Origin of the sequence: Pararhodobacter zhoushanensis, from assembly GCF_025949695.1 — a bacterium.
GTDB classification, from domain to species: Bacteria; Pseudomonadota; Alphaproteobacteria; order Rhodobacterales; family Rhodobacteraceae; genus Pararhodobacter; species Pararhodobacter zhoushanensis_A.
On the sequence record NZ_JAPDFL010000002.1, the window covers coordinates 188006 to 212424 of the forward strand.

General features: G+C 65.5%; 22 protein-coding genes. 15 read left to right on the forward strand and 7 right to left on the reverse strand.

Annotated features, from left to right (window positions below; translation table 11 throughout):
• Window positions 1-4 precede the first annotated feature (4 nt).
• The 10 genes from OKW52_RS22985 to OKW52_RS23030 all read left to right on the forward strand — a co-directional run bounded on the left by OKW52_RS22985 (window position 5) and on the right by OKW52_RS23030 (window position 12288).
• Entirely contained in the window at window positions 5-1003 is a 999-nt protein-coding gene (locus tag OKW52_RS22985; RefSeq protein WP_264507927.1) for a TRAP transporter substrate-binding protein, read from the forward strand.
• 77 nt (window positions 1004-1080) lie between these two features.
• On the forward strand, window positions 1081-1581 hold the full coding sequence (locus tag OKW52_RS22990) for a TRAP transporter small permease (RefSeq protein WP_264507928.1): 501 nt from the start codon (window positions 1081-1083) through the stop codon (window positions 1579-1581).
• A 1-nt stretch (window position 1582) separates the two neighbouring features.
• Window positions 1583-2896 (forward strand): TRAP transporter large permease, encoded by a 1314-nt coding sequence (locus OKW52_RS22995; RefSeq protein ID WP_264507929.1) that lies wholly within the window; start codon window positions 1583-1585, stop codon window positions 2894-2896.
• 247 nt (window positions 2897-3143) lie between these two features.
• Window positions 3144-4274, forward strand: coding sequence for a 5-methyltetrahydropteroyltriglutamate--homocysteine S-methyltransferase (locus tag OKW52_RS23000; RefSeq protein ID WP_264507930.1), 1131 nt, complete (start codon window positions 3144-3146; stop codon window positions 4272-4274).
• A gap of 322 nt (window positions 4275-4596) precedes the next feature.
• Complete coding sequence (locus OKW52_RS23005) at window positions 4597-6555, forward strand: TonB-dependent receptor domain-containing protein (RefSeq protein ID WP_264507931.1); 1959 nt, start codon at window positions 4597-4599, stop codon at window positions 6553-6555.
• Window positions 6556-6617: 62 nt separating this feature from the next.
• Window positions 6618-7520, forward strand: a complete 903-nt coding sequence (locus tag OKW52_RS23010) for a siderophore ABC transporter substrate-binding protein (protein WP_264507932.1) — start codon at window positions 6618-6620, stop codon at window positions 7518-7520.
• Between the two features lie 43 nt (window positions 7521-7563).
• Window positions 7564-8469 carry an iron chelate uptake ABC transporter family permease subunit gene (locus OKW52_RS23015; RefSeq protein WP_264507969.1) on the forward strand — a complete coding sequence of 302 codons (906 nt, stop codon included), beginning with the start codon at window positions 7564-7566 and terminating at the stop codon, window positions 8467-8469.
• Complete coding sequence (locus OKW52_RS23020; protein ID WP_264507933.1) at window positions 8441-9406, forward strand: iron chelate uptake ABC transporter family permease subunit; 966 nt, start codon at window positions 8441-8443, stop codon at window positions 9404-9406. The genes OKW52_RS23015 and OKW52_RS23020 overlap by 29 nt, the downstream gene beginning before the upstream one ends.
• Window positions 9403-10155, forward strand: coding sequence for an ATP-binding cassette domain-containing protein (locus OKW52_RS23025; protein ID WP_264507934.1), 753 nt, complete (start codon window positions 9403-9405; stop codon window positions 10153-10155). The genes OKW52_RS23020 and OKW52_RS23025 overlap by 4 nt, the downstream gene beginning before the upstream one ends.
• A gap of 129 nt (window positions 10156-10284) precedes the next feature.
• On the forward strand, window positions 10285-12288 hold the full coding sequence (locus OKW52_RS23030) for a TonB-dependent receptor domain-containing protein (RefSeq protein WP_264507935.1): 2004 nt from the start codon (window positions 10285-10287) through the stop codon (window positions 12286-12288).
• Between the two features lie 4 nt (window positions 12289-12292).
• Here the strand turns inward: OKW52_RS23030 and OKW52_RS23035 are convergent, their stop codons facing one another.
• Window positions 12293-12766: a MarR family winged helix-turn-helix transcriptional regulator gene (locus OKW52_RS23035; protein ID WP_264507936.1), complete on the reverse strand. Its 474-nt coding sequence runs from the start codon at window positions 12764-12766 to the stop codon at window positions 12293-12295.
• Between the two features lie 346 nt (window positions 12767-13112).
• Here OKW52_RS23035 and OKW52_RS23040 point away from each other — a divergent pair, with 346 nt between their 5' ends.
• Window positions 13113-13811: a spermidine synthase gene (locus tag OKW52_RS23040; RefSeq protein WP_264507937.1), complete on the forward strand. Its 699-nt coding sequence runs from the start codon at window positions 13113-13115 to the stop codon at window positions 13809-13811.
• A 360-nt stretch (window positions 13812-14171) separates the two neighbouring features.
• On the opposite strand, the gene OKW52_RS23045 is transcribed toward OKW52_RS23040, so the two are convergent.
• The 5 genes from OKW52_RS23045 to OKW52_RS23065 all read right to left on the reverse strand — a co-directional run bounded on the left by OKW52_RS23045 (window position 14172) and on the right by OKW52_RS23065 (window position 18695).
• On the reverse strand, window positions 14172-14603 hold the full coding sequence (locus OKW52_RS23045; protein ID WP_264507938.1) for a hypothetical protein: 432 nt from the start codon (window positions 14601-14603) through the stop codon (window positions 14172-14174).
• 351 nt (window positions 14604-14954) lie between these two features.
• Window positions 14955-16088 (reverse strand): HPP family protein, encoded by a 1134-nt coding sequence (locus tag OKW52_RS23050; protein ID WP_264507939.1) that lies wholly within the window; start codon window positions 16086-16088, stop codon window positions 14955-14957.
• Window positions 16089-16091: 3 nt separating this feature from the next.
• Window positions 16092-17447 carry an NADP-specific glutamate dehydrogenase gene (gene gdhA / locus OKW52_RS23055; RefSeq protein ID WP_264507940.1) on the reverse strand — a complete coding sequence of 452 codons (1356 nt, stop codon included), beginning with the start codon at window positions 17445-17447 and terminating at the stop codon, window positions 16092-16094.
• Between the two features lie 214 nt (window positions 17448-17661).
• Complete coding sequence (rnk, locus tag OKW52_RS23060) at window positions 17662-18105, reverse strand: nucleoside diphosphate kinase regulator (protein WP_264507941.1); 444 nt, start codon at window positions 18103-18105, stop codon at window positions 17662-17664.
• A 122-nt stretch (window positions 18106-18227) separates the two neighbouring features.
• Entirely contained in the window at window positions 18228-18695 is a 468-nt protein-coding gene (locus tag OKW52_RS23065) for a hypothetical protein (RefSeq protein WP_264507942.1), read from the reverse strand.
• A 529-nt stretch (window positions 18696-19224) separates the two neighbouring features.
• Between OKW52_RS23065 and OKW52_RS23070 the strand changes: the two genes are divergently transcribed.
• A complete protein-coding gene (locus OKW52_RS23070) occupies window positions 19225-19977 on the forward strand; it encodes a sulfite exporter TauE/SafE family protein (protein WP_264507943.1) in 753 nt (250 codons plus the stop codon).
• Window positions 19978-20002: 25 nt separating this feature from the next.
• Here the strand turns inward: OKW52_RS23070 and OKW52_RS23075 are convergent, their stop codons facing one another.
• On the reverse strand, window positions 20003-20923 hold the full coding sequence (locus OKW52_RS23075) for a LysR family transcriptional regulator (RefSeq protein ID WP_264507944.1): 921 nt from the start codon (window positions 20921-20923) through the stop codon (window positions 20003-20005).
• A gap of 105 nt (window positions 20924-21028) precedes the next feature.
• On the opposite strand from OKW52_RS23075, the gene OKW52_RS23080 reads away from it, so the two are divergent.
• The 3 genes from OKW52_RS23080 to OKW52_RS23090 are packed head-to-tail and all read left to right on the forward strand — an operon-like array spanning window position 21029 to window position 24412.
• Window positions 21029-22186: an alpha/beta hydrolase family protein gene (locus OKW52_RS23080; RefSeq protein WP_264507945.1), complete on the forward strand. Its 1158-nt coding sequence runs from the start codon at window positions 21029-21031 to the stop codon at window positions 22184-22186.
• Between the two features lie 14 nt (window positions 22187-22200).
• A complete protein-coding gene (locus OKW52_RS23085) occupies window positions 22201-23145 on the forward strand; it encodes a VOC family protein (RefSeq protein WP_264507946.1) in 945 nt (314 codons plus the stop codon).
• Between the two features lie 34 nt (window positions 23146-23179).
• Window positions 23180-24412 (forward strand): FAD-dependent oxidoreductase, encoded by a 1233-nt coding sequence (locus OKW52_RS23090; protein ID WP_264507947.1) that lies wholly within the window; start codon window positions 23180-23182, stop codon window positions 24410-24412.
• Window positions 24413-24419: the final 7 nt, after the last annotated feature.

Genomic DNA, 24419 nt, shown 5'->3' on the forward strand with positions numbered 1-24419 from the left:
ACCAATGTTGAAGAAAAACCTGACCGGCGCTGCCGCCGGAGTGGCGCTTGGCCTTATGGGCTCGGTTGCCGGGGCCCGCGATCTGGCCTTTGCCGTGTTCGTCCCCGCCGCCTCGCCCAGCGTGCAAAGCATCTACCAGCCGTGGGTTGACTGGTTCAATGCCGAGGCTGCTGCCGATGACGTCGAGATCACCCTCTACGCAGGCGGCACGCTGGGGCGCAACCCGCTGGCGCAGGCGCAGATGGTCGCCGATGGCGTCGCCGATCTGGCGCTGACCGTGCCGTCCTACACGCCGGGCGTGTTCCCCGATTTCGACATGTTCGAACTGCCGGGCTTTGCCAACAACACCCGCGAAGGCTCGCTGGCCGCTCTGGAGCTGCACCAAGAGGGGCTGCTTCACGGGTATGAGAATTACTACGTCGCCGCGATGTACACCTCGGGCGCGTATATGATCCACACCCGCGAGCCGATCGAGAGCGTCAGCAACCTGAACGGCACCCGCCTGCGCGTCGCGGGTCAGATCCAGACGGCGGTGGTCGAAGCCCTCGGCGGCGTGCCACAAAACATGAGCGCCGGTGAGATGGCCGAGAACATCGACCGGGGCCTGATTGACGGCGCGATGACCGATGCCTCGGTCGCCCGCACCTTCCGCGTCGCCGATGTGGCGCCGAACCACTATGACGCCAATCTGGGCGTGCTGGTCTTCACCATCGTGATGAACCGGGGCGTCTATGACTCGCTGCCCGACCGCGTCAAGGATCTGCTGGCGCAAAGCGGCCAGTTCATCGCCGACCGCCAGATCGAGAGCTATGGTCCGGCGATCGAGACCAACATGCAGGCGTGGGAAGCCGACGCGGCGCATACGCTGGTGATCCCCACCGACGCCGAGCGGGCCGAGATTGCTGCCCGCGTGCAGCCGGTCATCGATCAGGTTGCCGCCGCTGCGACCCCCGGTCTGATCGAAGCGTATGAGGCCAAGCTGGAAGACATCCGCAGCCGCTGATCGCGAAACGGGGCCGGAACACACCCCGGCCCCACCCCTGTCGCCAGCCCCATTCCTTTCGCCAGCGGAGGCGCGCCTTGCAACGCATCGAACGGCATTTCCTTTTCCTGACCCGGGCCGCCGCCATTCTCGGCGTGTTCTTCCTGTTGCTGGTCGCGGGTCTGTCCGTCGTGGACATCCTTGTGCGTGAAGCCACCGGTCGCCCGATCCGGGGGGCGGCGGACATCGCCAGTCTGCTCACCATCATCATCATAGCCGCGTGTTTTCCGGCCGGGCTGCTTGAGCGCCGCCAGATCAAGGTGACCTTTCTGGGCGCGATGATGCCGCCGATGGTAAACCGCGCGCTTGAGGTCTTCGGCGCGCTGATGACCGCGCTGATGTTTCTGGCCATCGCCTATTACGTCACGCTCCACGCGCAGCGGGTCTCCGCCAGCGCCGAATATTCGATGGTGCTGAACATGCCCATCGCGCCGTGGTGGTGGGTTGCCACCGCGTGCTTCTGGCTCTGCGTTCCGGCGCAGTTTTTCGTCACGGTTGCCGAGATCCTCGGCCACCCCGCGCAGGAACATGAGGCCTGATATGGAACCGTACACCATTGGCCTGATCGGCATGGGGGTGATGCTGCTCCTGATCCTGCTGCACGTCCCGATCGGCGTCGCCATGGGCGTCGCCGGGGTTGCAACCTTCGGCATGATCCGGGGCAACCTGACCCCCGCGCTGACCCTGTTCGGGGTTGAGACGGTCAGCAAGGTCGGCAGCTCGGAACTGGCGGTGATCCCGCTGTTCCTGCTGATGGGGAGTTTCGCCACCGTCGGCGGCCTGTCGGCGGATCTTTATCGCATCGCCTATGCGCTGATCGGCCATATCCGCGGCGGTCTGGCCGTGGCGACGATTGGCGGCTGCGCCGGGTTTGGCGCGATCTGCGGCTCATCCGTGGCGACGGCCAGCACCATGACCCGCATCGCCCTGCCCGAGATGATGAAGCGCAACTATTCCGAACGCCTCGCCACCGGGTCCATCGCTGCAGGCGGCACCCTGGGGATGCTGATCCCGCCGTCGATCATTCTGGTGCTCTACGGCGTGCTGACCGAACAGTTCGTCAAGACGCTGTTCGTCGCCGCGCTGATCCCTGCCGTGCTGGCCGTGGCGCTGCATGTGATCACCATCCTGATCCTTGTGCGCCGCAATCCGGATCTGGCCTCGACTGGCGAGCGACAGCCGTGGTCCGAACTGGGCCGCGCGCTGCGTAGTGGCTGGACGGCGGTTGCATTGATGATCGTGGTGACGGGCGGGATCTATGCCGGGATCTTCTCGGTCAACGAATCCGCCGCCGTGGGCGCATTTCTGGCGTTTCTGATCGCGCTCTTCCGGGGTCGCCTGACGCTCAAGGGCTTCTGGAGCGCCCTGCAGGAAACTGCCGCGACGACGCCGATGATCTACCTGATGACCATCGGGGCCTCGATCTTTACCTACGCGGTCACCATTTCCGGCCTGCCGGAAATGCTGGTCGACGGCATCCGCGACACGGGCCTGCCGGGCATCTGGGTCGTGGTGCTTCTGATGATCATGTACCTGATCCTCGGCTCGATCTTCGAGACGATCTCGTCGATGGTGATCACCATCCCCTTCGTCTTCCCGCTGATCCTGAGCTATGGCTATGACCCGATCTGGTGGGGCGTGCTGACGGTGATGGTGATCGAGATCGGCATGATCACCCCGCCGATTGGCATGAATGTCTTCGTCATGAAGGCGATGTTACCCAAGACCAAGCTGTCGACGATCTATGCCGGGGTGGCACCGTTCATCGTGGCCGACATACTGCGGCTGGCGATCCTTGTCGCCTTTCCGGCCCTGTCGCTGTTTTTGGTAAACATGTTCAACCTGCCGCGCTGAGGAGCGCGGCGGCGATGCTGTGCCAAGGGTGCGATCCGGGGGAATAAGCCGGTTTATATGTCTCGTCGCTCATAATTTTCATGAGAATTTATGCGCTTCGTTCATATTGACCGCATCCCCTGCGTCGCCCATCTTCCCGCGCAGACGCAAGGCCGCACCCGTGCGCGCCTGACCTGCATTCCCGCAGCACCCTGTTTTTCGCCCTGACGCTCTGACGGCGGGGCGCATGTTCGCACAAGGCATCGCCATGACCCAGTCTTCCCTCGCCAATCCCCGCCGCGCCCCGCATCGCGCTGACCATGTCGGCTCGCTTTTGCGCCCGGCCGCCGTGCAGCAGGCCCGGTCCGCCAACCTCCCCGCCGCTGAGTTGCGCGCGATCGAGGATCAGGGCATCCGCGAATTGGTCGATCTGCAAAAGTCCACCGGCCTCAAGGTTTTCACCGATGGCGAGGCGCGCCGCGCCTTCTGGCACTATGATTTCATGGGCCTGCTGACCGGACTGGACATGAAAACCTCGACCCGCTCGCTCGACTTCAAGACCGAGCACAAGACCCCACCGATCGAAGCCCACCTGACCGGCCCGCTGGATTTCCCGGCGGATCACCCGATGCTGGAGCATTTCACCTTCCTCAACGGGTTGCTGACGCCCGCTGACGGTATCGCGAAAATCTCGATCCCCGGACCCTCGGCCTGCCATTTCCGCATGGAGCCCGAGAACATCGACTACGCGCCCTACCGCGATGAGGCGCTGATGGTTCACGATATCGCCAAGACCTACAAGAAAGCCGTGCAGGCGTTCTATGACGCGGGTTGCCGGTATCTGCAGCTGGATGACATCTTCTTCGCCTATCTCAATGACCCCAAACAGCGTGAAATGCGGCGGGCCAAGGGCCAAGACCCCGACAAGCTGATCGAGACCTACGCCTGGATGCTGGAAGAGGCGATCAAGGACCGGCCCGCCGATATGGTGATCGGGATGCACATGTGCCGGGGCAACTTCCGCTCGTCGCATGTGGCCGAGGGTGGCTATGATCTGGCCGCCGACGCGATCTTCAACCGCACCTCGGTGGATGTGTATTTCATGGAATATGACACCGACCGCGCTGGCGGGCTGGAACCGCTCAAGCTTCTGCCCAAAGGGCACAAGCGGGTGATGGCCGGGTTCATCACCACCAAGACAGGCGAGCTGGAAAGCGCGGACTGGCTGAAGTCCAAGTTCGACGAGGCATCGAAATACGTCGATCTGGATCAGCTGGGCATCGCACCGCAATGCGGCTTCGCGTCGACCGAGCATGGCAATGCGATCACCGAGGACGACGAAAAGCGCAAGCTGGAACTGGTCGTGCAGACCGCGCAGGCGATCTGGGGCGAAAACTGATCCCATCCGCAGGTGCTTTGAAAGGCGAGCCCAGAACGGGCTCGCCTTTTTGCATTCCAGCGGGGGCGACGGCGGACAGGTGCTGCGGCGGGTTGTATCCGTCGGCGTCCTGAGTGCGCGAGACGTCGGCACCGAACCCGACAGGCGCGGGGTGCCCGGCTTTCGGCGGTTGCAATCCGCGCGGCCGGATGGGGCTTTCGCGCAACACCGCATCCGGCGCACCGCACGCCAAGGCTTGACCCCCGTCCCGCCGGTCCTATCCGCGCGGCAGCTAGGCTTCGTGCGAAACCCCGCCAGGACTCACTTCAGTGTCGGGGAACGCATGAAATTTTCCACCCTTTCCGCTTTCGCGCTGTGTGCCGGTCTTGGCACACCGCTTGCCGCGCAGACCACCGGTCCGGTCCAGCCGGGAACAACCTTTCTGGGTACAATCCGCATCGACAGCCGCGAGGCGCAGGCGGTGCTGGGCAATTCCGAGATCACGCAAGACGAGATCGAGGCGCTCAACGCCGATTCGATCCGCGATGTCTTTGCCGGGCAGTCGGCGATTCAGGCCAGTGGCGGTGCGTCGATTGCGACGAATGTCTTCGTCAACGGGCTGGAGGAAAGCCTGCTTGCCGTCACCATCGACGGTGCGCGGCAGAACAAATCGCCGTTCCACCATTCGGGCAACGTGCTGATCGACCCCGCGCTACTGCGCCGGGTCGAGATCAGCGCGGGGCTTGCCCCCGCCGATGCCGGGGCCAATGCCACGGGCGGGTTGATCGCCTATGAGTTTGCCGATGCCAGCGACCTTCTGGCCCCCGGCCAGACCTTCGGCGGCCGCTTCACGCTGGGTGCGGGGACGAACGGCGCGGGCCTCCGTGCGGGTCTGACGGTCTACGGACTGGCGGGGCGGCTGGAATACCTGCTGAGCGCGACGCGGCAATCGGGCGATCACTATGAGGACGGGTCGGGCACCCCGGTTCTGGGCACCGAGCCCGAACTGCGCAATTTCATGGCACGCTTTGGCTACACCACCGATGCCGGCAGCCGCCTGCGTTTCGCGGCTTCGCAGACCGAGGATACCGGCGAGCGTCTGGCGCAGGCCGGACCGGGCGGGCTGTTGTTCATCCGTCCCGATTTCGCTGGCGTGGTCGGTCGCCCCAGCGTGCTGGTGACTCCCTATTCGGGGCGCAGTTCGTACACGCTGACGTGGGAAGGGGCCGAGGATGGCACGTATGACCCCGAAGTGCAGCTGAGCTATAACCAGCAGCAGCTCGACGGCATCGGCATCTGGGGCGAGAACACCAGTTTCAGTGGTTATGCTGAAAACGTCTTCCACCTGCCCAACGGCACCGTGACGGCGGGCGTCGATTTCTTCCATGAGCGGGCGACTGGGTTTGGCCGGGGCACAGGCGCGTTCGGCGACAGCGGGACCGAGCGTTTGTCGAGCATCGGGCTTTATACCCAATCGCGTCAGGATCTGAGCGAGCGCCTGTCGGTTTCCTATGGCGCGCGCTATGACTGGCAGCGCTTCACTGGGGCCGATGGCTCGGGGTTCCGCGACAGCGGTGCCAGCGTCAACGCGTCGCTCGATTACATCCTCACCGACACGCTGACCTTCAACGCGGGTGCAGCCTCGACCTTTGGCGGGTTCGAGCTGGGCGAGGCTGCGCTGATCAACTTCGGCGGGGCGTGGGATTACACCGGCTTTCGCGCCTCGCGATCGCGCGCCGCACGGATCGGTCTGCGCTATCAACAGGGGCGCTGGACCGCGTCGGGCGCGCTGTTTTACACCGAAATCAACGATATCGCCGCTGTGCTGCCGGAAGCGGGTGCCCGGGGTCAATTGACGGATGTGGTCAGCCAGGGGATCGACACCTCGTTCGGCTACGAGGGTGATCGCTTCTATGCGCGGGTGAACCTGACCTATGCCGATGTTCAGGCCAACGGCAGCGACATCGCCACGACCGCCTATTATCTGGGCCGCCCGGTGGGCAGCCTTGCCGGGCTCGAGCTGGGGTATACGCTGAATGACCAGTGGACGGTCGGCGGCTCGGCTCAGGTCGCGTTCGAGAACGCGCTCGAGACCGTGACCCTGCCCAGCTATGAGGTGGTCAACCTCTTCGCGACATGGCGTCCGGCGCAGTTCAGTGGGTTGCAGGTGCGTTTCGATGTCGAAAACCTGTTCAACCGCACCTATGCCAGCCGCTCATCGGACGGGATCGGCCTGCCGAACGTGGTGCCGCTGACCGAACCGGGGCGCACCTTCCGCCTTACCGCCGCACTGGAATTCTGATGCCGCGCGGGGATGGGCATGCCGCCTTTCCCCGCCTTGCCCTGCCTTGTTGGAGACCCGAAATGTTGCGTATTCTCACCCTTGCGACCGTTGCGCTGACTGGCTCCGCCGCCCTCGCGCAGACGGTTACCGTGCAGACCGCCGGTGGACCTGTCGAGGTCGCCACGAACCCCGACCGCGTGGTCGCGCTGGACCTTGCCGCCATCGACACCCTGCACGCCCTGGGCGTGTCGCTTGACGGCGTGCCCGATTTCACCCCGCCCGCCTATCTGCGCGCGGCGATGGCGGATGTGCCCACCGTCGGCACCCTGTTCGAGCCGGATTTCGAGGCGCTGGCCTCCATGGCCCCCGATCTGATCATCGCCGGTGGCCGCTCGCAGGCGCGGGTCGCGCCGCTGTCGCGCGTCGCGCCCACGCTGGACATGACGATCACCGGGGCCGATGTGCTGACGCAGGCGCAGGACCGGCTTGCCGCGTACGGCGCGCTCTTCTCGCACGAAGCGCAGGCCGCGTCTCTGGCCGAGGCGCTGAGTGCCGACCTCGACACCGCCCGCGCCGCCGTTGCGGGCAAAGGCGCGGCGCTGATCCTGATGACCAATGGCGGCACCGTGTCGGCTTACGGCGATGACAGCCGCTTTGGCTGGATCCACACCGCCACCGGGCTGCCCGAAGCCTATCCTGCGATCACTGCCGAAAACCACGGCGAGGCGGTCTCGTTCGAATTCATCGCCGAGGTCAATCCCGACTGGTTGCTGGTCATCGACCGGGGTGCGGCCATCGGGCAGGCGGGCGAAGCCGCCGCCGCCACGCTGGACAACCCGCTGGTGATGGGCACCACGGCAGGGCAGCGCGGGCAGATTGTCTATCTCGACAGCGCCGCGCTGTATCTGGCGGCGGGCGGGGTGCAGGCGACGCGGCTGATCCTGAACCAGCTGACCGACGCCTTCACCGCCGCAGGCGACTGACCCCGTGCCCCGTCTGGCCCTGATCTGCCTTGGGCTGGGGCTGATGGCGCTTGTCAGCCTGTGCCTTGGCGCGACCAACCTGTTTTCCGGTCCGCTCGACAGCGGGATGGTGCTGGCTGTCAGCCGCCTGCCGCGCACGCTGGCGGCGATGCTGGCCGGGGCAGGTTTGGCGCTGGCCGGGGTGGTGATCCAGCAAACGGTGCAGAACCGGCTGGTAGAGCCGGGCCTGACCGGCACACCCGAAGCGGCAATGCTGGGGCTGCTGGCGGTAACGCTTTGGGCACCCGGCGCGGCGGTCGGGGTCAAGATGGGCATCGCGGCGCTGGCCGCACTGGTCGGCACGGCGGGGTTCTTCGCCCTGTCGCGCCATGTCCCGCGGCGCGACCCGATGCTGCTGCCGCTGGTCGGGCTGATCTATGCGGGCATTCTGGGTGCCGCGGCGCTGGGGCTGGCCTGGGCGACGGACCTTTTGCAATACGTGTCGATCTGGCGCTCGGGCGATTTTTCCGGCGTGCTGCGCGGGCGGTACGAGCTGTTGTGGATCATCGCCGGGCTGGCCCTGGTGCTCTATGTGCTGGCCGACCGCATCACCTTGCTGGGGTTGGGCGAAGCACAGGCCCGCGCACTGGGGCTGAACTGGCGGCAGACGGTGTTGCTGGGGCTGGGCATCGTCGCGCTGGCGACGGCGGTGATCGTGGTGACGGTGGGGGCGATGCCTTTTGTCGGGCTGGTTGTGCCCAACATCGTCTCGCGGCTGTGGGGGGACAATCTGCGGCGCAACCTGCCCCTGATCGCGGCAATGGGCGCGGGGTTTGTGCTGGGCGCGGATATTCTGGGCCGCGTGCTGCGCTGGCCGTATGAGATCCCGGCGGCCACAGTCTTCGCCGTTCTGGGTGCGGGCCTGTTCTTGTGGCTGATCCATGCACCGCGAGGCCGCCATGGCCGTTAACCACCGCCTGATCGCTCTGGCGCTAAGCCTGCTGGCGCTCTGTGCGCTGCTTATGCTGTGGCAGTTGCGCGCGCCTTACGGGTTCATTCTGGAACTGCGCGGCGTGAAGCTGGCGGCGCTGGTGATGGTCGGCGCGGCCACCGGGGCGGCGACGATCGTGTTTCAGACGCTGGTGGGCAACCGCCTGCTGACCCCCGGCATTGTCGGCTTCGACGCGCTCTATCTGTTCCTGCAAGCGCTGCTGGTTTTCACGCTGGGGGCCAGCGTGCAGGCCAGCCTGCCCGCCGGGCTGAGCTTTCTGGCCGAGACGACCGTGATGATGGGGGTCGCGATGCTGCTGTTTGGCATGTTCCTGCGCAAGGGTAGCGATGATCTGATCAAGCTGGTGCTGACGGCGGTAATCCTTGGCGTGTTGCTGCGCGGGTTGGAATCGCTGGTGCTGCGGCTGCTCGATCCGTCGGAATTCGCCGTGGTGCAACAGGCCGGGGTTGCCAGTTTTGGCGCGGTCGAGGCGGCACAATTGCTGCCCGCCGGACTGGCGCTGGCGGGCGCGCTGGCCGCTTCACTGTGGCTGGCCCCGGCGCTGGATCTTGCGGCGCTGGGTCGGACCGCCGCGCGCAGTCTGGGGCTGCGCCATGACCGGCTGGTGATGCAGGGGCTGGCGCTGGTCGCAGTGCTGGTTTCGGTGTCCACCGCGCTTGTCGGGCCGGTGACGTTTCTGGGCCTGCTGGCGGCCAGTCTGGCGCGGGCGCTGATCCCCAGCGCGCGCCATTCTGTGCTGATCCCGGCCAGCGCGCTGATGGGTGCGGCCATTCTGGTGCTGGGCCAGTACGTGTTCGAACGGCTTTTGGGCCAACAGGCGGCGCTGTCCGTCGTCATCGAATTCGCGGGTGGGCTGGTGTTTCTGGCCCTTGTCTTGAGGAGACGCACGGCATGATCGAGATCGCGGGCCTGACCCTGACACGCGGCACGCTGCGGGTTCTGGACGATGTGACGCTGACCCTGCCGGCGGGCGGGGTCACGGCGATCATCGGCCCCAACGGGGCGGGGAAATCCACGCTGCTCAACTGCCTTGCCGGGCTGATCACCCCCGATGCCGGGACGGTGCGCATCGACGACGCGGATATCCACCGCCTGCGCGAGCCTGAGCGAGCATTGCGCCTGTCGCTGCTGCCGCAGGGCCAGAGCGTCGTGCCGCGACTGACGGTGCGCGAGCTGGTCAGCTTTGGCCGCTGGCCGCATCATCGCGGGCGCCCGGGGCCTGAGGATCGCGCACTGGTCGAGGCGGCGTTGGCGCGTTTCGCGCTGATCCCGCTGGCCGAGCGGCTGGTCGAGGAACTCTCGGGCGGCCAGCGCCAGCGGGTGCTGGTGGCGATGGCCTTCGCGCAGGCAACGCCGTGGATGCTGCTGGACGAGCCGCTGGCCGCGCTGGACCCGCGCCACGCCCGCGACATCATGGAACGCCTGCACGAGGTTGCCGCCAGCGGGCGTTCTGTGCTGCTGGTCGTGCATGATCTGGCCATCGCCGCGCGCTATGCCCAATCGTGCATCTGCATGAAGAACGGCCGGATTCTGGCCGCCGGGCCTTGGGACCAAACCGTCACCGGCGATCTGCTGAGCACGCTTTACGACACGCCGCTTCGGCTGGCGGACGTTGAGGGGCAGCGGGTAATTCTGGCGGGCTGAGGGTGGATGAAACCGCAAGAACCCCTCATTTTTCTTATGACATGCAATTGCATGTAATGATGGGTCATGCTAACCGCACCCTCAGCCAAGACGCTGTCTGAGCCATCAACCCCGTTACCGGAGGCCCCGATGGCAGCGACGCTCCTTCCCACTTTCTCTCCCCGCCGCGCCCGGCAGGCGCTGTTGTGCGGCGTTGCGGCCTCGGCGCTTGGCGCGGTGCCTGCATTGGCGCAAATGCCCGATGAACCGGTGCAATTTCTGGGCACGATCCTGCTTGATCCCGCCTATACCCGCGCCCGAGATCCTGACGGCACCGCCGCCGATCGTGGCAACAGCCATTACGTCGCCGATGCCGAGCTGGACCGCGCGCGGATGGGCGATCTGCGCGATGTCTTCGCCGGGATTGCCTCGGTCTCGGTCGGCGGGGCGATTCCGCTGGCGCAAAAGATCTTCGTCAACGGCATCGACATGCTGAACCTTGCCGTCACGCTGGACGGCGTGTCGCAGAACAACCGGCTGTTCCACCATATTTCCGCCAATGCGTTTGATCCGGGCCTGCTGCGCTCGGTCCGTGTTGATGCCGGTGCGGCGCCGGCAGATGCCGGACCGCATGCGATGGCCGGGGCGGTGGTGATGGAAACCGTGGATGTCGAGGATCTGCTCGATCCGGGGCAGGCCTTTGGCGGCAACGTCCGGTTGTCGTTCGGCAGCAACGGGCAGACCTTTGGCCGCTCGGCAACGGCAGCCGGGCGCGTCGGCGGGTTCGAGTGGCTGGCCTATTCGCGCCGCGTTACCGGTGAGGATTACGAGGCCGGCGGCGGCGGGGTTGTCGAGGGCAGCGCGGCCGATCTGACGACGCGGCTGCTGAAGCTGGCCTATGAGGGCGATGAAGGCCACCGGCTGGAGTTCTCGGTTCAGGACATGACCGATGATGCGCTGCGTCCTTACCGCGCGAATATCACCAGCGTCGGGCGTCCTTTCCCGCTGCGCCGCCACGACACGCACCGCACCAGCTATGCGCTGTCGTATGAGCAGCGCGATGCCACCGGCCTGTGGGATCCGCATATCGTGCTGGGCCGGTCCGAGGTCGAGGTGGGCGTCGATCAGCCGCTCGACCCGGCGCTGGGTGTCAGCCGGGGCGTGACCAGCACGCTGTCGGCCACGGTGGAAAACCGTTTCCACCTGTCGCCCGATGCGACGATCACGGCAGGCGTGGATTTCTATGACCGCCAGAGCGCCTACAGCGACCTGACCACCACCGCGATCACCGAATCCGCGCGCAACTGGGGCCTGTTCACCCAGGCGCGGATCGAACCGACCGAGGCGCTCTCGCTGTCCTTTGGGGGCCGCTATGATCGGCAGGCGTTCACCGGGACCACCGGCTGGCGCGAAAACTTTGCCGGGTTCAGTGGCAACGCCTCGATCTCGTATCGGGTTACTGACGCGCTGCGGCTGCGCGGCGGGATTTCGTCGGTGTTCGGCGGCATGACGATCGAGGACAATTTCATCTTCAACCCGGGCTGGGACTACACCGGCCTGCGCGCGGCACGGGCCGAGAACCTGACACTGGGCTTTGACTGGGAACAGGGCAATCTGCGGCTGGACGGCGAGGTGTTCGTCACCCGGCTGAACGATGTGCGCCTGAGCAGCTATGCCGCCAACGCCATGGGCGATGCCGAAAGCCGGGGCTTCAATCTGGGGCTGGGCTACGGCTGGAACAACGGCTACCTGCGGGCCTCGTACGCCTGGAGTCAGGTGCGGGTGAACGGCGCGCTCAGCGACAGCTATAGCGCGCTTGATCTGGGGGCACCGCTGGGCGGCGTGGTCGCGCTGGAAGTTCAGCATTCGCCTGAAGGCAGCAATTTCACCTTCGGCGGCAGCATTCAGGCCGCACTGGCGTATGACGACGTGGCCTCGGGCTCGGATCAGGGCCTGCCGGGCTATGGCGTGGTCAATGTCTTTGCCGAGTACCACCCGCCCAGCATGCGCGGCCTGACCCTGCGTGCCGAGGTCAACAACCTCTTTGACCGCCAGTATGCCGACCGGGCGACCTATGGCGCGGATTTTGCGTCGGTCACGCCGATCTACGAGCCGGGCCGCAGCGTGCAGCTGTCAGCGGCGATGCGCTTCTGAGGCATCAGCCGTAAAGCCGGTTGAGCAGACGGACGAGGTCATAAGCCTCGTCCGTTGACAGGCGCGGGGCCATCGCCTGCTGGATCCGCGCCATATAGACCGCCCAGACGCGATCCTGCAGCCCTTCGGCGGCGGGTGTCAGGAACAGGCGCTGCCCGCGTCCCGCGCCGGGAATTGCCTCACGGCGGATGAACCCCGCCTGCGCGATGCGCGTGACATGGCGTGACAGGGCATATTGCGGCACAAATAGGCGGTTTTGCAGATCCTGCATGGCGATGCCGTCGGCGCCTGCCTCTTCCGTCGCATAGAGAATCTCGTACCAGAGCGGATCGCTGATCCCCAGGGCGCGCAGCTCTGCGGCGATCTCGGGCATCAAGGACCGCTCAACGCGCAGCAGGGCAAAGAACGCGCGGTTATAGGCGATGCGCGCATCGCTGTCGCCGAACGGCAGCGGCGCGGGCGGTCCGGGGTCTGGCATCGGGCTGTCCTTGGCTGGCGGGCGGGTTGACGTTTCTTAAGGCAGTGGGGCTGGGACCGCTAGGGGATCGCCGATGCCTGCGGCTTCATTGCCTAAGCCCGCAGGGGGCGCTATACCGTTGCGGTCTTGCGGGCGACGGTGCCCTGCCACGCGGTCCATCACACAAGGGTTGGTCAATGCGCTTTTCCCCCAATCTGTGCGCCGTGTTTCCCCTGCTCAGCGGGTTCAGTGCAAACAATGTCTAAGGGTTGCCCGCTCGCCTGAGGCGCAGGGCAACCCCAAGCTGACATGAACCTTTTTTGCCCCCGCGCCTGCGCGAGGGGTTCGCTTGTTTGCAGGACCAGACATGACTTTGTGGACCACACTTGCCCACGCCCGGACGGCGGCGGGGGATGATATCCTTTTGCGTCAACGCGGCGATCTGTTCGAAATCCGCTATAACGGCATCGAGCTGATGTCGAACCTCAACCACCAGTCCGAGGATCAACTGGCGCTGCGTGCCATGCGGCGCACCGGCTTTCGACCGCGCAAGATCCTGATCGGTGGCCTTGGGCTGGGCTATACGCTTCGCGCCGTGCTCGACCTTGCACTGCCGCAGGCCGAGGTGACGGTCTGTGAACTGATCGCCGATGTTGCCGCGTGGAACCGCGGCCCGTTGGCCCCGCTGGCCGGGCATCCGCTGGACGATCCGCGCACCACCCTGCTGATCGAAGACGTGCAGGCGCATCTGGCGCAGGCTGATGGCGTCTATGATCTGATCTTGCTGGATACCGATAACGGACCTGACTTTCTGGTCCGCGCGCAGAACACCGATCTTTACGCCGACAGCGGCTTGGTCGCGGTGGCCAGGGCGCTCAGCCCCAGCGGGTTGGTGGCGTTCTGGTCGGCAACGGCCTCGACGGCGTTTGAAGACCGGCTTGCCCGTCAGCCCTGGGCCTGGATGCGCGAAGATATCGCGCTGATCCCGGGTCGCGTCGATGCCATGCACTACATTTACAGCTGTAGCCTCGACGCAGCCGTTCTCGGGAAGCGGGCTGCCGCCTGATCCGGGCGAGCGGGGCAGGCGGCCGGACCATCAGCGTCAGGCGCGCGCGTTCCGACCATGCCGGGAGGCTCTTGCCAAAGCCAGACCCGCGCGCGCGACAAAGCCGTCAAGGCGCAGTGCGCGCGGGGCAGCTTGCACAAAGGCCAGAGCCTGCGCAAAGGCGACGCGGCAGAACGGACAACGCCCGGCGGCAGCACGCGGAAGCGGCGCGCCGCAGGCGTTGCAATAAGGAGGAATGGATTGACGCGCCATGTCGTCTGTCTTTCTGATCGAGGAGCCTTGGGGCACAGGGCAGGCCCTGTGCTGTGGAGTGGTGAAACGGTCACGGGGGGCAGCGATTGCTGCGAGCCGACCGGGTGGTCAGGGGGCGTTCGGCGCGACGCTCAGCACCTGCACATTGCGCGGCGTGCCCGATCTGTCCAGCCAGCCGCTGCTTTGTCCCGCCGACATGCCGATCAGCGTGACCCCCAGTGGAGAGCCCACGCGCAGGCACCGGTGCGCGTCATCGGGGTAGGACCAGTGATAGAGCACGCGCGTTTCGGCGGGCTGCCGATCCAGCGCAAAGGTGATGCGCGCGGTGCCAGTGACCACATCGGGGGCCAGCTGATCGCTGTCGACCACCGCTGCTGCCAGCATCTTGGCGCGGATCAGCCGGGCCAGTTGCGTGCTGCCCAACTCCTCGCTCCTTCGCCGGTGCTCGTTGAGCTGCCAATAGTCGAAGCGGCTCAGGATCGCGTTGGCCGGGTTGCTCAGCGCGCCGACGGTGGGCGGGCAGGGCGCCTGAGGGCACAAGGGGTCGTGGGGCGTGTCCCCATAGGCTGCGGGCCACGGGGCAGTGAGACAACAACACATGATGATTCCTCAACGGACGATGTCCGCCTGACTGTTCCTGGTCTGAAAAGAAGAAAGCCCCGGGGGAAAGGCGTCAGCAGGCGACCGCCTCTGCCCGGGGCAGAGTGCGCGTCAGCAGCGAACCGGAAAAGATCCGGAACCTGACCAGAGGAAGAAACGTCAGCATGGCAACACGGTAGGCCAGCACTGGGGTGAAGACAAGCCGTGCCGCGCTGCAGCGAAAATCCTGTTCGAGTGTCGCACTTCGGGCACAGTCGCCTGCGCGGCTGGGCATCGCGCCGGATCGCCCCGTCACGGTGCGTGCCGGGCAATTGCCCGCGCCTGCGCAGAGAGCAGATCGGTGCGGGTGATGATGCCCACAAGGCGCGGGCCGTCCATGACCGGGACGGCCTCGGCCCCACCTTGTGCCAGCAGAGGGATTAGATCGGCGACCGGTGTTTGCGGTGCGACGGTTGCCAGCCCCGTGGTCATCAGCTGATCCGCCCGGTCGGCGCGGGTGACAAAGCGCCGGATGAGGTCAAGCTGAAACACCACGCCCAGCAATGCCTGCGTTTCATCGACCACTGGCACGGTGCTGAACCCGTGCCGGGTGAAGAGGTCCGCAAGTGCCGTGGCCGTTGCTGTCGGCGGCACGGTTACCAAGCTGCGCGACATGATCTGCGCGCAGCGTGCGGTGCCCAGTGCCTGCCCTGCTGCGTGCTGCTCGGCGGCGGCGATCAAGCGGGCAAGGTCTTCGACGCCCAGGTTTGCAGACTGGCGATACTGCACGAGTATCTGGGCCAGCGCGTCCGGCTCCAGCCCCAACCGCAAGGCGGCCGGGGCGTCGGTATCAGCTTGCGCGCCTTTGTCATGCGGTTGGCGAAAGGGATAGACGCGGCCGCTCAGCCGGTGCCACAGCCATGCTGCGCACACCAGTGCCGTGGTGCCGCCCAGCACCGGGATCAGCGCGAAACCCAGCCCCAGCTCGTCCAGCATTGCCGGGTTGAGCGCGGCGGTCAGCGCGACGGCACCGCCCGGCGGGTGCAGGGACCGTGTCAGCAGCATCGCCGCAAGCGCCAGCGCCGCCGCCGCCCCGATGGCCAGCGCCGGAACCTGCGTCACCTGATGCACACCCAACGCGATCAGCGCCGACACCGTGTTGCCGACGATGGCTGACCACGGCTGCGCCAAAGGGCTGTTGGGCAGCGCAAAGAGCAGCACCGCCGTCGCGCCCATCGGTGCGATGAGGAAGGCACCGCTCGCCGCAGGCAGCGCGAACCCTGCCAGCATCGCGGCACCGAGCATCAACGCAAGGCCGGACCCCGCCGCGCCGGACGCAATGTCGCGGCGGCGCGCCGGGCCGATGGCGGGACCCAGCGGGCGAAGCCTGTCCAGAACGCGCCGGTGCAGGCGCTGCGTGGCTTGGCGTTCCCGTACCCCGCGCATGGCTCAGATCACCCCGAGCATGCGCATCGACTCGGCCACCCGGACGAAACCGGCGATATTGGCACCCAGCACATAATCGCCGGGCGCGCCGTAATCGTCGGCGGTCTGGTAGCAGGTATCGTGAATGCCGCGCATGATGCTGGCGAGCCGGGTTTCGGTCTGTTCGAAGCTCCAGCTGTCGCGGCTGGCGTTCTGCTGCATTTCCAGCGCCGAGGTGGCGACCCCGCCCGCATTTGCCGCCTTGCCCGGTGCAAACAGGACGCCTGCGGTGCGAAACACCTTCACGGCGTCAGGGGTTGAGGGCATGTTGGCCCCTTCTCCCACCGCAATGACGCCGTTCTTCACCAGCATGCGCGCATCTTTGCCGGACAGTTCGTTCTGCGTCGCCGAAGGCATCGCGACATCGCAGGGCACATCCCAGATCGTGCCCTTGTCGCAGGCGATGAAATGCGCGCCCTGCCCGCGGCGGCGGGCGTATTCCGAGATCCGCTCGCGGCGCTGGATCTTCACGTCTTTCAGCAAGGCCAGATCAATGCCGTTCTCGTCCAGCACATAGCCGCTGGAATCCGAGCAAGCGATGACCTTGCCGCCAAAGGACTGTACCTTTTCGATCGAATAGATCGCCACATTGCCCGAGCCCGAAACCACCACCGTCTTGCCGTCGAAATCGGTGCCGTTGGTCTTCAGCATCGATTCGACGAAATAGGTGTTGCCGTAGCCCGTGGCCTCGGTCCGGGCCCGCGAGCCGCCGTAAACCAGCGCCTTGCCGGTAAACACACCGGCCTCGAACCGGTTGTTGAGGCGCTTGTACTGCCCGAACATATACCCGATCTCGCGCCCGCCGACGCCGATATCGCCCGCCGGAACGTCGGTCTGTTCGCCCAGATGGCGGTGCAGCTCGGTCATCAGCGACTGGCAAAAGCGCATGATTTCCGCGTCAGAGCGGCCCTTGGGGTCGAAATCCGACCCGCCCTTGCCGCCGCCGATGGGCATGCCGGTCAGGGCGTTCTTGAAGGTTTGCTCAAAGCCCAGAAACTTGATGATCCCGACATTCACCGACGGGTGAAACCGCATGCCGCCCTTGTACGGACCCAAGGCCGAGTTGAACTGCACGCGAAAGCCGCGGTTGATCTGCACCTGTCCGGCATCATCCGTCCACGGAATGCGGAAAATGATCTGGCGTTCGGGTTCGCAGATCCGCTCGATCAGCGCCTGATCCAGATAATGCGGATGTTTGGCGACGACGCGTCCCAGACTTTCAAGAACCTCGTGGACCGCCTGATGAAATTCAGGCTCTCCGGCGTTGCGCCGAATGACGTCGGTCAGGATGGGTTGCAGCTTTTCGTCGATGGAGTTCATGGTAAGGCCGTTCAAAAATGTGCAGAGATCGCCTGTTTTTTGCTCAACTAGCGAAGCGATTAGGCAAAGGAAACAGGCGATCGGCGCAGCGCGGGTGTTTGCGTCCGCAAGTAACATCAACGTCAGAACCGGCCCGGCACCCTTTGGCACAGGCGCGAACGGCGCTTGGCAAGGGGGCCTGAGACCCGGTTCTGACAGACAGGGAGAGGCGCGGTCAGCCGGTGACGGGTGGCGCTACGCTGACCACCTCAAGCTGGCGGGTTTCGGCATCGCGGGCGATCCACGAAATCTTGGCGCCCACGCTCAGCCCGACCAGCGCAACGCCGATCGGTGTGACCACCGAAATGCGCTGCCGGTCGATATCGGCATCCTCGGGGTAGACCACGGCGACGGTTACCAGCCGGTCGGTGCCGAGGTCGCGGTAGGTGACCTTGCTGCCGATGGTCACGATATCGGCGCGCAACTTCTCGGGGGCGACCAGTTTTGCGCGGGCGATTTCGTCCATCAGCCGTTCACCGATCTCAGGCGCGCGGCGCATCATGGCCGAGGCGAGCGCTTCGAGCCGGCCAACATGGCTTTTGTCCAGATGGATCTTGGGCAATCGCGGCGAGGATCGGCCCGAGGGCAGGCCGTTGGGTTGGGGAGTGGAAAGGGTCATTGGGGTGCTTTCTGTGGGATGAATCAGGGCGACCCGGCGCACCCCCGGTTTCGGAGGTACGGCCAAGCCGTCCGTGTGAGAGGTGAAAAAGCGGCCGCGCGCAGCGGCGCTGCGGACAGGCTTTAAGCGGCGCGAGTTTCGAGGCTGAGCAGCCGCAGGCGGCAGAATGTGCCGTCCGGGGCGAAAAGCGGCGCAGTGCTGCCCGCCTTCATACCGATCAGCGTTGCGCCCAGCGGCGATGCGACGCACAGGTCTTCCGGTGCGGTGGCCTCGTCGTGGCACAACTGCCCGGTTTGCGCCGCCTGATCCGCAAGTGCATAGCGCAACCGCGATCCGCTGATCGCGACATCGGCGGCGATCTGGGCATCGTCGACAAAGGACGCGTAGAGCAACTTCTGGCTGAGCAGCCGCGCCACCAGAATGTCAACGCCGGTTCCGATCCTGTCGGCACGCTGGATATGACCGGCCAGCGCGCGGCGGTCCGCGCGGCTCAGAAGACAGCCCATCGCGTGGTCTTGCAGGGCTGCGTAATCGGTCTTGCTGAAAACTGCGGAAGCGGGCGCCAGCGTCTGGCGTCGGAAAGTGGCCATACGTCCTCCTTGAACGGCCAGTGTGCCGTTATCGTCGCTTGGGATGGGGTGGTGGAGGAACCCGGAGCAGCAGCGCGTCAGATACGCGTTCAGACCGCCCCGGGAAGGGGGCGGTTCTGAAGGAAAATCCGAAACAGGATGGCCACGACGATCATCGGGCGAAGATGTCCATTCGCGCGCAGAGTGTCAATGCCTGCACACCGGCGCAGGTCCCCGCGCCGCAACCGCGGTCGATTGACAGGCGCAGGCAGACTTTCTACCCTTGGTGCATGCGCAAAAGTCGACAAAGGTTCGTACTGCTCAACCGCCCGCACCCCCGGGCGGTTCAGACGTTCGCGCGTCTTGTTGACCACCCGGGCCCCGTGCACGCGCACCGCGCCGGGCGACGGGCAAACCGCCCGCGACACCTGTGTCTTGCTCGTGCCCGCGATACCGCCGCGCATCTGCGTTTCCCCATCCCCGAAAGCGGCTTGACCCGCCCGCGTGCCGCTTGTTGCCGCGTCGACCGACCTGAGGAAAGAAGCACGGCATGGACATCCTGATCTTGATCGCGGCGGCCTTTGGCGCGGGGGTGCTGAACACCGTGGCGGGGGGCGGTACGTTTCTGACCTTTCCAGCGCTGGTGTTCATCGGTTTGCCGCCGGTGATGGCCAATGCAACCAGCACAGTCGCGGTGTTTCCCGGCTATCTGGGCGGTGTCGCGGGGTTTCGCGCCGAACTGGGCGCGTTCGACCGCAAACGGCTTGTCCGGCTGAGCGCGATCACACTCGCAGGCGGACTCGTCGGCTCGGGCTTGTTGCTGGTCTCGTCGAATGACGCCTTTTCGGTCGTCGTCCCGTTCCTGCTGCTGGCGGCGACGCTGGCGTTCGTGTTCGGCGATGCCGTGCGCCGGTGGGCTGCGGCGAGTGCCCGCTCGGTGACGCCGGAAGGGGCGTTGGGGCTGTTCGCGGTGTCCGTGTATGGCGGGTATTTCAACGGCGGGCTGGGCATCGTGCTGCTGGCGCTGTTCGCGCTGTGGGGCATGACGGATCTCAACCGGATGAATGCGCTGAAATCGGGGTTGAGCTTTCTGTTGTCGGCAATCTCTGTTGCGGTCTTTGCCGTCGCGGGTCTGGTGGCCTGGCCGCAGGCGGTGGTGATGATGGTTGCGGCCACGGTAGGCGGCTATGCCGGTGCGCCGCTGGCCCGGTCGCTGCCCAAATCGGTCGTGCGCGCGCTGATTGCCAGCGTGGGGTTCGGCATGAGCGCGATCTTCTTCTGGCGGCTGCTCAGCGGCGGTTGACCCCCGTGCCCATGCCCCGGTCGTTCTAGATATCGTCGACAGCGGCGATCAGTTGCGCGCGCAGCCAGTCCAGAGCGGCGTCATGACTGCGCATCCGGTGCCATTGCACGCATTGCTCCATCGGCGCGATTGGCACCGGCGCGTCCAGAATGGCGATGCCGCCCATCTTCAGCCAGCGTCGCGCCAGCCGCGCCTGAACCAGCGCGATCCGGTCGGTGCCTTGCACCAGATCGGGCAGGGCGGCGAAGGAGAAGCACGTAACCGGCGTGCGCACCTCGATCCCCAGCGTCCGCAACGCGCGCTTGGCATAGTTCTCGCCGGCCTGATTTTCGCCGGCTTGCGGAGGCTTCATCGCGACGAAATCGGCCGCCAGAAACTCCGCTTCGCTCAGCATGCCCCGCCCGGCGGCATCGCTGTGGGCATCCACGACGCAGACGAAGGGGTCGGTGAACAGCAGCTCGGACGGATGATCCGGTGAGCAGAACACCGCGGGCGCGACCAGCAGATCGGCCTCGCCGCGTTCCAGTTGCTGGCCCGGATAACTTTGCTGTGGCTTGATATCCAGCTGCACAGTCGGCGCGGCCCGTGCAACCCGGCGCACGAAAGGCGGCATCAGCGTGTGCAGGGTGAAGTCCGACACCATCAGCCCCACCTGCCGGGCCGAGGTCGCAGGGTCGAAATCCGGCGGTGCGGTCACCGCCGCCTCGATCCGCACAAGGATATCGCGCACCGGACCGGCCAAGGCTTCGGCCCGGGGTGTCAGCTCCATCTGCCGCCCGACCTGCACCAGAAGCGGGTCATCGAAATACTGGCGCAAGCGGTTCAGCGCGTTGGACATGGCCGATTGCGTGATCGACAGCTCTTCCGCCGCGCGGCTGACGCTGCGCAGACGGATCAGCTTGTCCAGAGCGGCGAGCAGGTTCAGGTCGAGGTTGCGAAAGCGCATGGTGATCCAACAATCTTATGAATACCTGTGATTTAAACTTACAATTTTATAAATGGCAACCACCCCGATATGGTCCCTTCAATCGCGATGATGGAGGAGGCGGGCGTGTTTCGGTATTTTCCGACGAATTATGTGTGGGATCTTTCGGTCAATCTTTCGATCGAGATGGGCGCACGCATGGGCGAGATCGCCGAGATGTGCGAGCCGCTCAAAGAGGCCGCCAAATCCGGGGACGCCGAAGGCAGCGCTGCGTTCCGCGCAGTCTGGACCCCGATGGCCGACAAGCTGATCGAGCTGGCGCAGGAAGACCTGATGCGCGGGCGCTCATTGTCGGCGTCCAACAAGATGATGCGCGCCGCCAATTACCAGATCACCGCCGAGCGCCTGCAGGCGCATGGCTCGGACGGTCGGGTGGCCCTGTACGCGCGGCATCTGACGACGTTCTACCAAGCCCTGTCGATGGGTCGCAGCGGCGCTTTCCGGGTCGAAATCCCCTATGAAGGCAAGCATCTGTCGGGCATCTTTGTCCCGGCGACCGGTGTCGAGGGGCCGCAGCCCGTACTGGTGCAGGTCAACGGTTTCGACAGCACCAAAGAGATGCGCTACATGGCGCAGCTGCCCGGCGTGCTGGCCCGCAAGGGCATCGCCTCGCTGGTGCTGGACCAGCCCGGAACGGGGGAAGCGCTGCGTCTGCAAGGGCTGACCGCGCGCCACGATTCAGAGCATTGGGCGACGCCGGTCTATGAATGGCTGGCCGCCCGCGCGGACGTCGACGCCGCGCGCATCGGCATCGAGGGCGTCAGCCTTGGCGGCTATTACGCCCCGCGTGCCGTTGCCTTCGAGCCGCGCTATGCCTGTGGGATCTCGTGGGGGGCCAACCACGACTGGCGCGACGTGCAAAAGCGCCGGCTTGAGCGTGAAGGCGATTTCCCGGTGCCGCATTACTGGTCGCACGCCTGCTGGGTCTTTGGCGCAACCGATGTCGATGACTTCATGGCCAAGGCCGAGAATATGCATCTGGACGGCGTGCTGGACCGCATCCGCGTGCCCTATCTGGTGACGCATGGCAAACATGACACCCAGATCCCGCTGAAATGGGCCCATCGCACGTTTGAGCAGCTGGTCAACAGCCCACGCAAGGAGCTGGTCATCTTTGACGAGCGCACCGGTGGGGTGATGCATTCCAGCGTCGACAACTCGGGCGGCCCGCTCGACACCATTTCCGACTTCGCTGCCGAGTGCCTCGGCGGCCGTACCGCGTGACCGCAGGAGAGCGTATGCAGATCATCGGCCCCGACCTTCTGGTCTTTGGCGTGGACGACGTGCCCGCCTGTCATGACTTTCTGACCGCCTATGGGCTTGAGCCGCAGGGATACACGCCTGAAAAGGGCGGGCGGTATCTGGCGCTTGACGGAACCGGTCTGGAAATCCGCCGCCGCGACGATCCCTCGCTGCCGCCGGCGCTGAAGACCGGAAGCATGCTGCGGCTTCAGGTTCTGGGCGTGGTCGATCAGGCTGCACTGGATGCCGTCGCCGCCGAGCTGGGCCGCGACCGTCAGGTCCTGCATCTGGCCGATGGCAGCCTGCGCACGCAGGACGATCAGGGCTTCGAGCTGGCTTTCCGCGTCACCACGCGCACCCCGCTTGCACTGGAAGCCGAGAAGATCAACGCGCCCTATCACCCGGGTCGTCCGGTCAACGTGGTCGGCGTGACGCAAGACATGCCCGCAAAGCCGCGCACCCTGTCGCATATCGTGCTGTTTACGCCCGATATCGACGTGGCGGTCGGCTTCTACCGCGACCGGCTGGGTTTCCGTATCACCGACACGCTGACCGGTGCCGGGCCGTTCCTGCGCCCGCAGGCCAATGCCGATCACCACACCCATTTCTTCATCCGCACGCCGGAATACATGCAAGGGATCGAGCATCTGGCCTGCCACATGGGCGGCCCGACCGAGCTGATGCTGGCAGGCAGCCGGATGATGGAAAACGGCTTTGAAAGCTTCTGGGGGCCGGGGCGGCACAAGTTCGGCTCGAACTGGTTCTGGTATTTCAAAAGCCCGCTGGGCTGCAACGTCGAGTTCGACGCCGACATGGACACCCATGACGACGACTGGGCCCCGCGTGAAGCACCCATGGGCCCCGAGGCGAGCCAGGCCTTCTTGCTGCAATGGCGCAAGAAATGGGCGCCGGGTGGCGGGCCGGGCGGACCAAAGGGCTGACGCAGACCGGTAAACGAGAGGGAGGACAGATCCGATGACGTCAGCGTGGCGCAAGGGAAAGCGGGTTGCCATTGTCGGTGCCGGCCCCGGCGGATTGTCGGCGGCGATCGCCTTTATCAAGGCGGGCTACGACGTGCGGCTCTATGAGCGCGCGACCAAGCCCAAGCCCTTGGGCGGCGCGGTGCTTCTTGCCGTGCCGGTGATGGCGATCTTGCGCTACTACGGCATCGACATCGTCAACAACTTCGGCTCGAAAACCATCACGCATTTCGCCAACCACAAAGGCAAAGTGCGCGCGACTCTGCCGTTCAACAAATCGGTCGAGCAGGCGATGGGGATCGACGGATGGCATTACGGCATCCTGCGCATGAATGCCTATGACAAGATGGTCACTGTGCTGAACCAGCTCGACCCCGGAGCGCTTGTTGCAGACCATGCCCTCAACTCGTATGAAGACCGCGCCGACGATATCCTGCTGCGTTTCGAGAACGGCGCCGAGGTCGAGGCCGATCTGCTGGTGGGCGCCGACGGCATCCGCTCGGTGGTTTCTCGCCAGGCCTTTGGCGAGGCGGACCTGTTCCACATTGGCCTGCGTGTCTGGCTGGCCTGGTGTGAAGACCAGCCCGGGATCGACCGCAATCATGGCTACATTCATCATTCGCGCGACGTGCAGGCCAGCTATTTTCCGATGAAACATGACGGGCGGCCGGGCTTTGAATGGTGGGTGGTCGAACGCTCGGATCCCAGTGTGCCGCCGCCTGCGGATACCCGCGCGCATCTGCTGTCGCGTCTGGATGCCTTTCCGCCCGTTCTGCGGCAATTGGCCGAGACCACCGATTTCAAGACCCAGGTCTTCCCGTGGGAGATCTACAACCGCGCCTCGCTGAAATCCTGGTGCACGGGTCGCGTGGCCTGCGTCGGGGATGCCGTGCATCCGGTCTCGCCCTATGCCGCCTATGGCATGGGCATGGCAATCGAGGACGGCTATTTTCTCGCCCGGTCGTTCAAAGGCCAGGATCTATCGGACCGCGCTGCACTGCAGGGTGCCTGCGCAGCCTATGAGGCTGACCGGGTCGACTATTGCAACCACCACGTTGAATTCGCACGCAAGCTGGGCGGCCAGTTTCACAAGGCGCCGCGCCCCGTTGCCGCGATCCGCGATTTCGTCTTCGACAACACGCAGGTGCTGCAGAAACTGATCGGCAAGGATTACCTGGCCGACGCCGAGCGGATGTCGCTGAGCCTGAAGGAACTGCATGTTGGCTGAAGGAAGA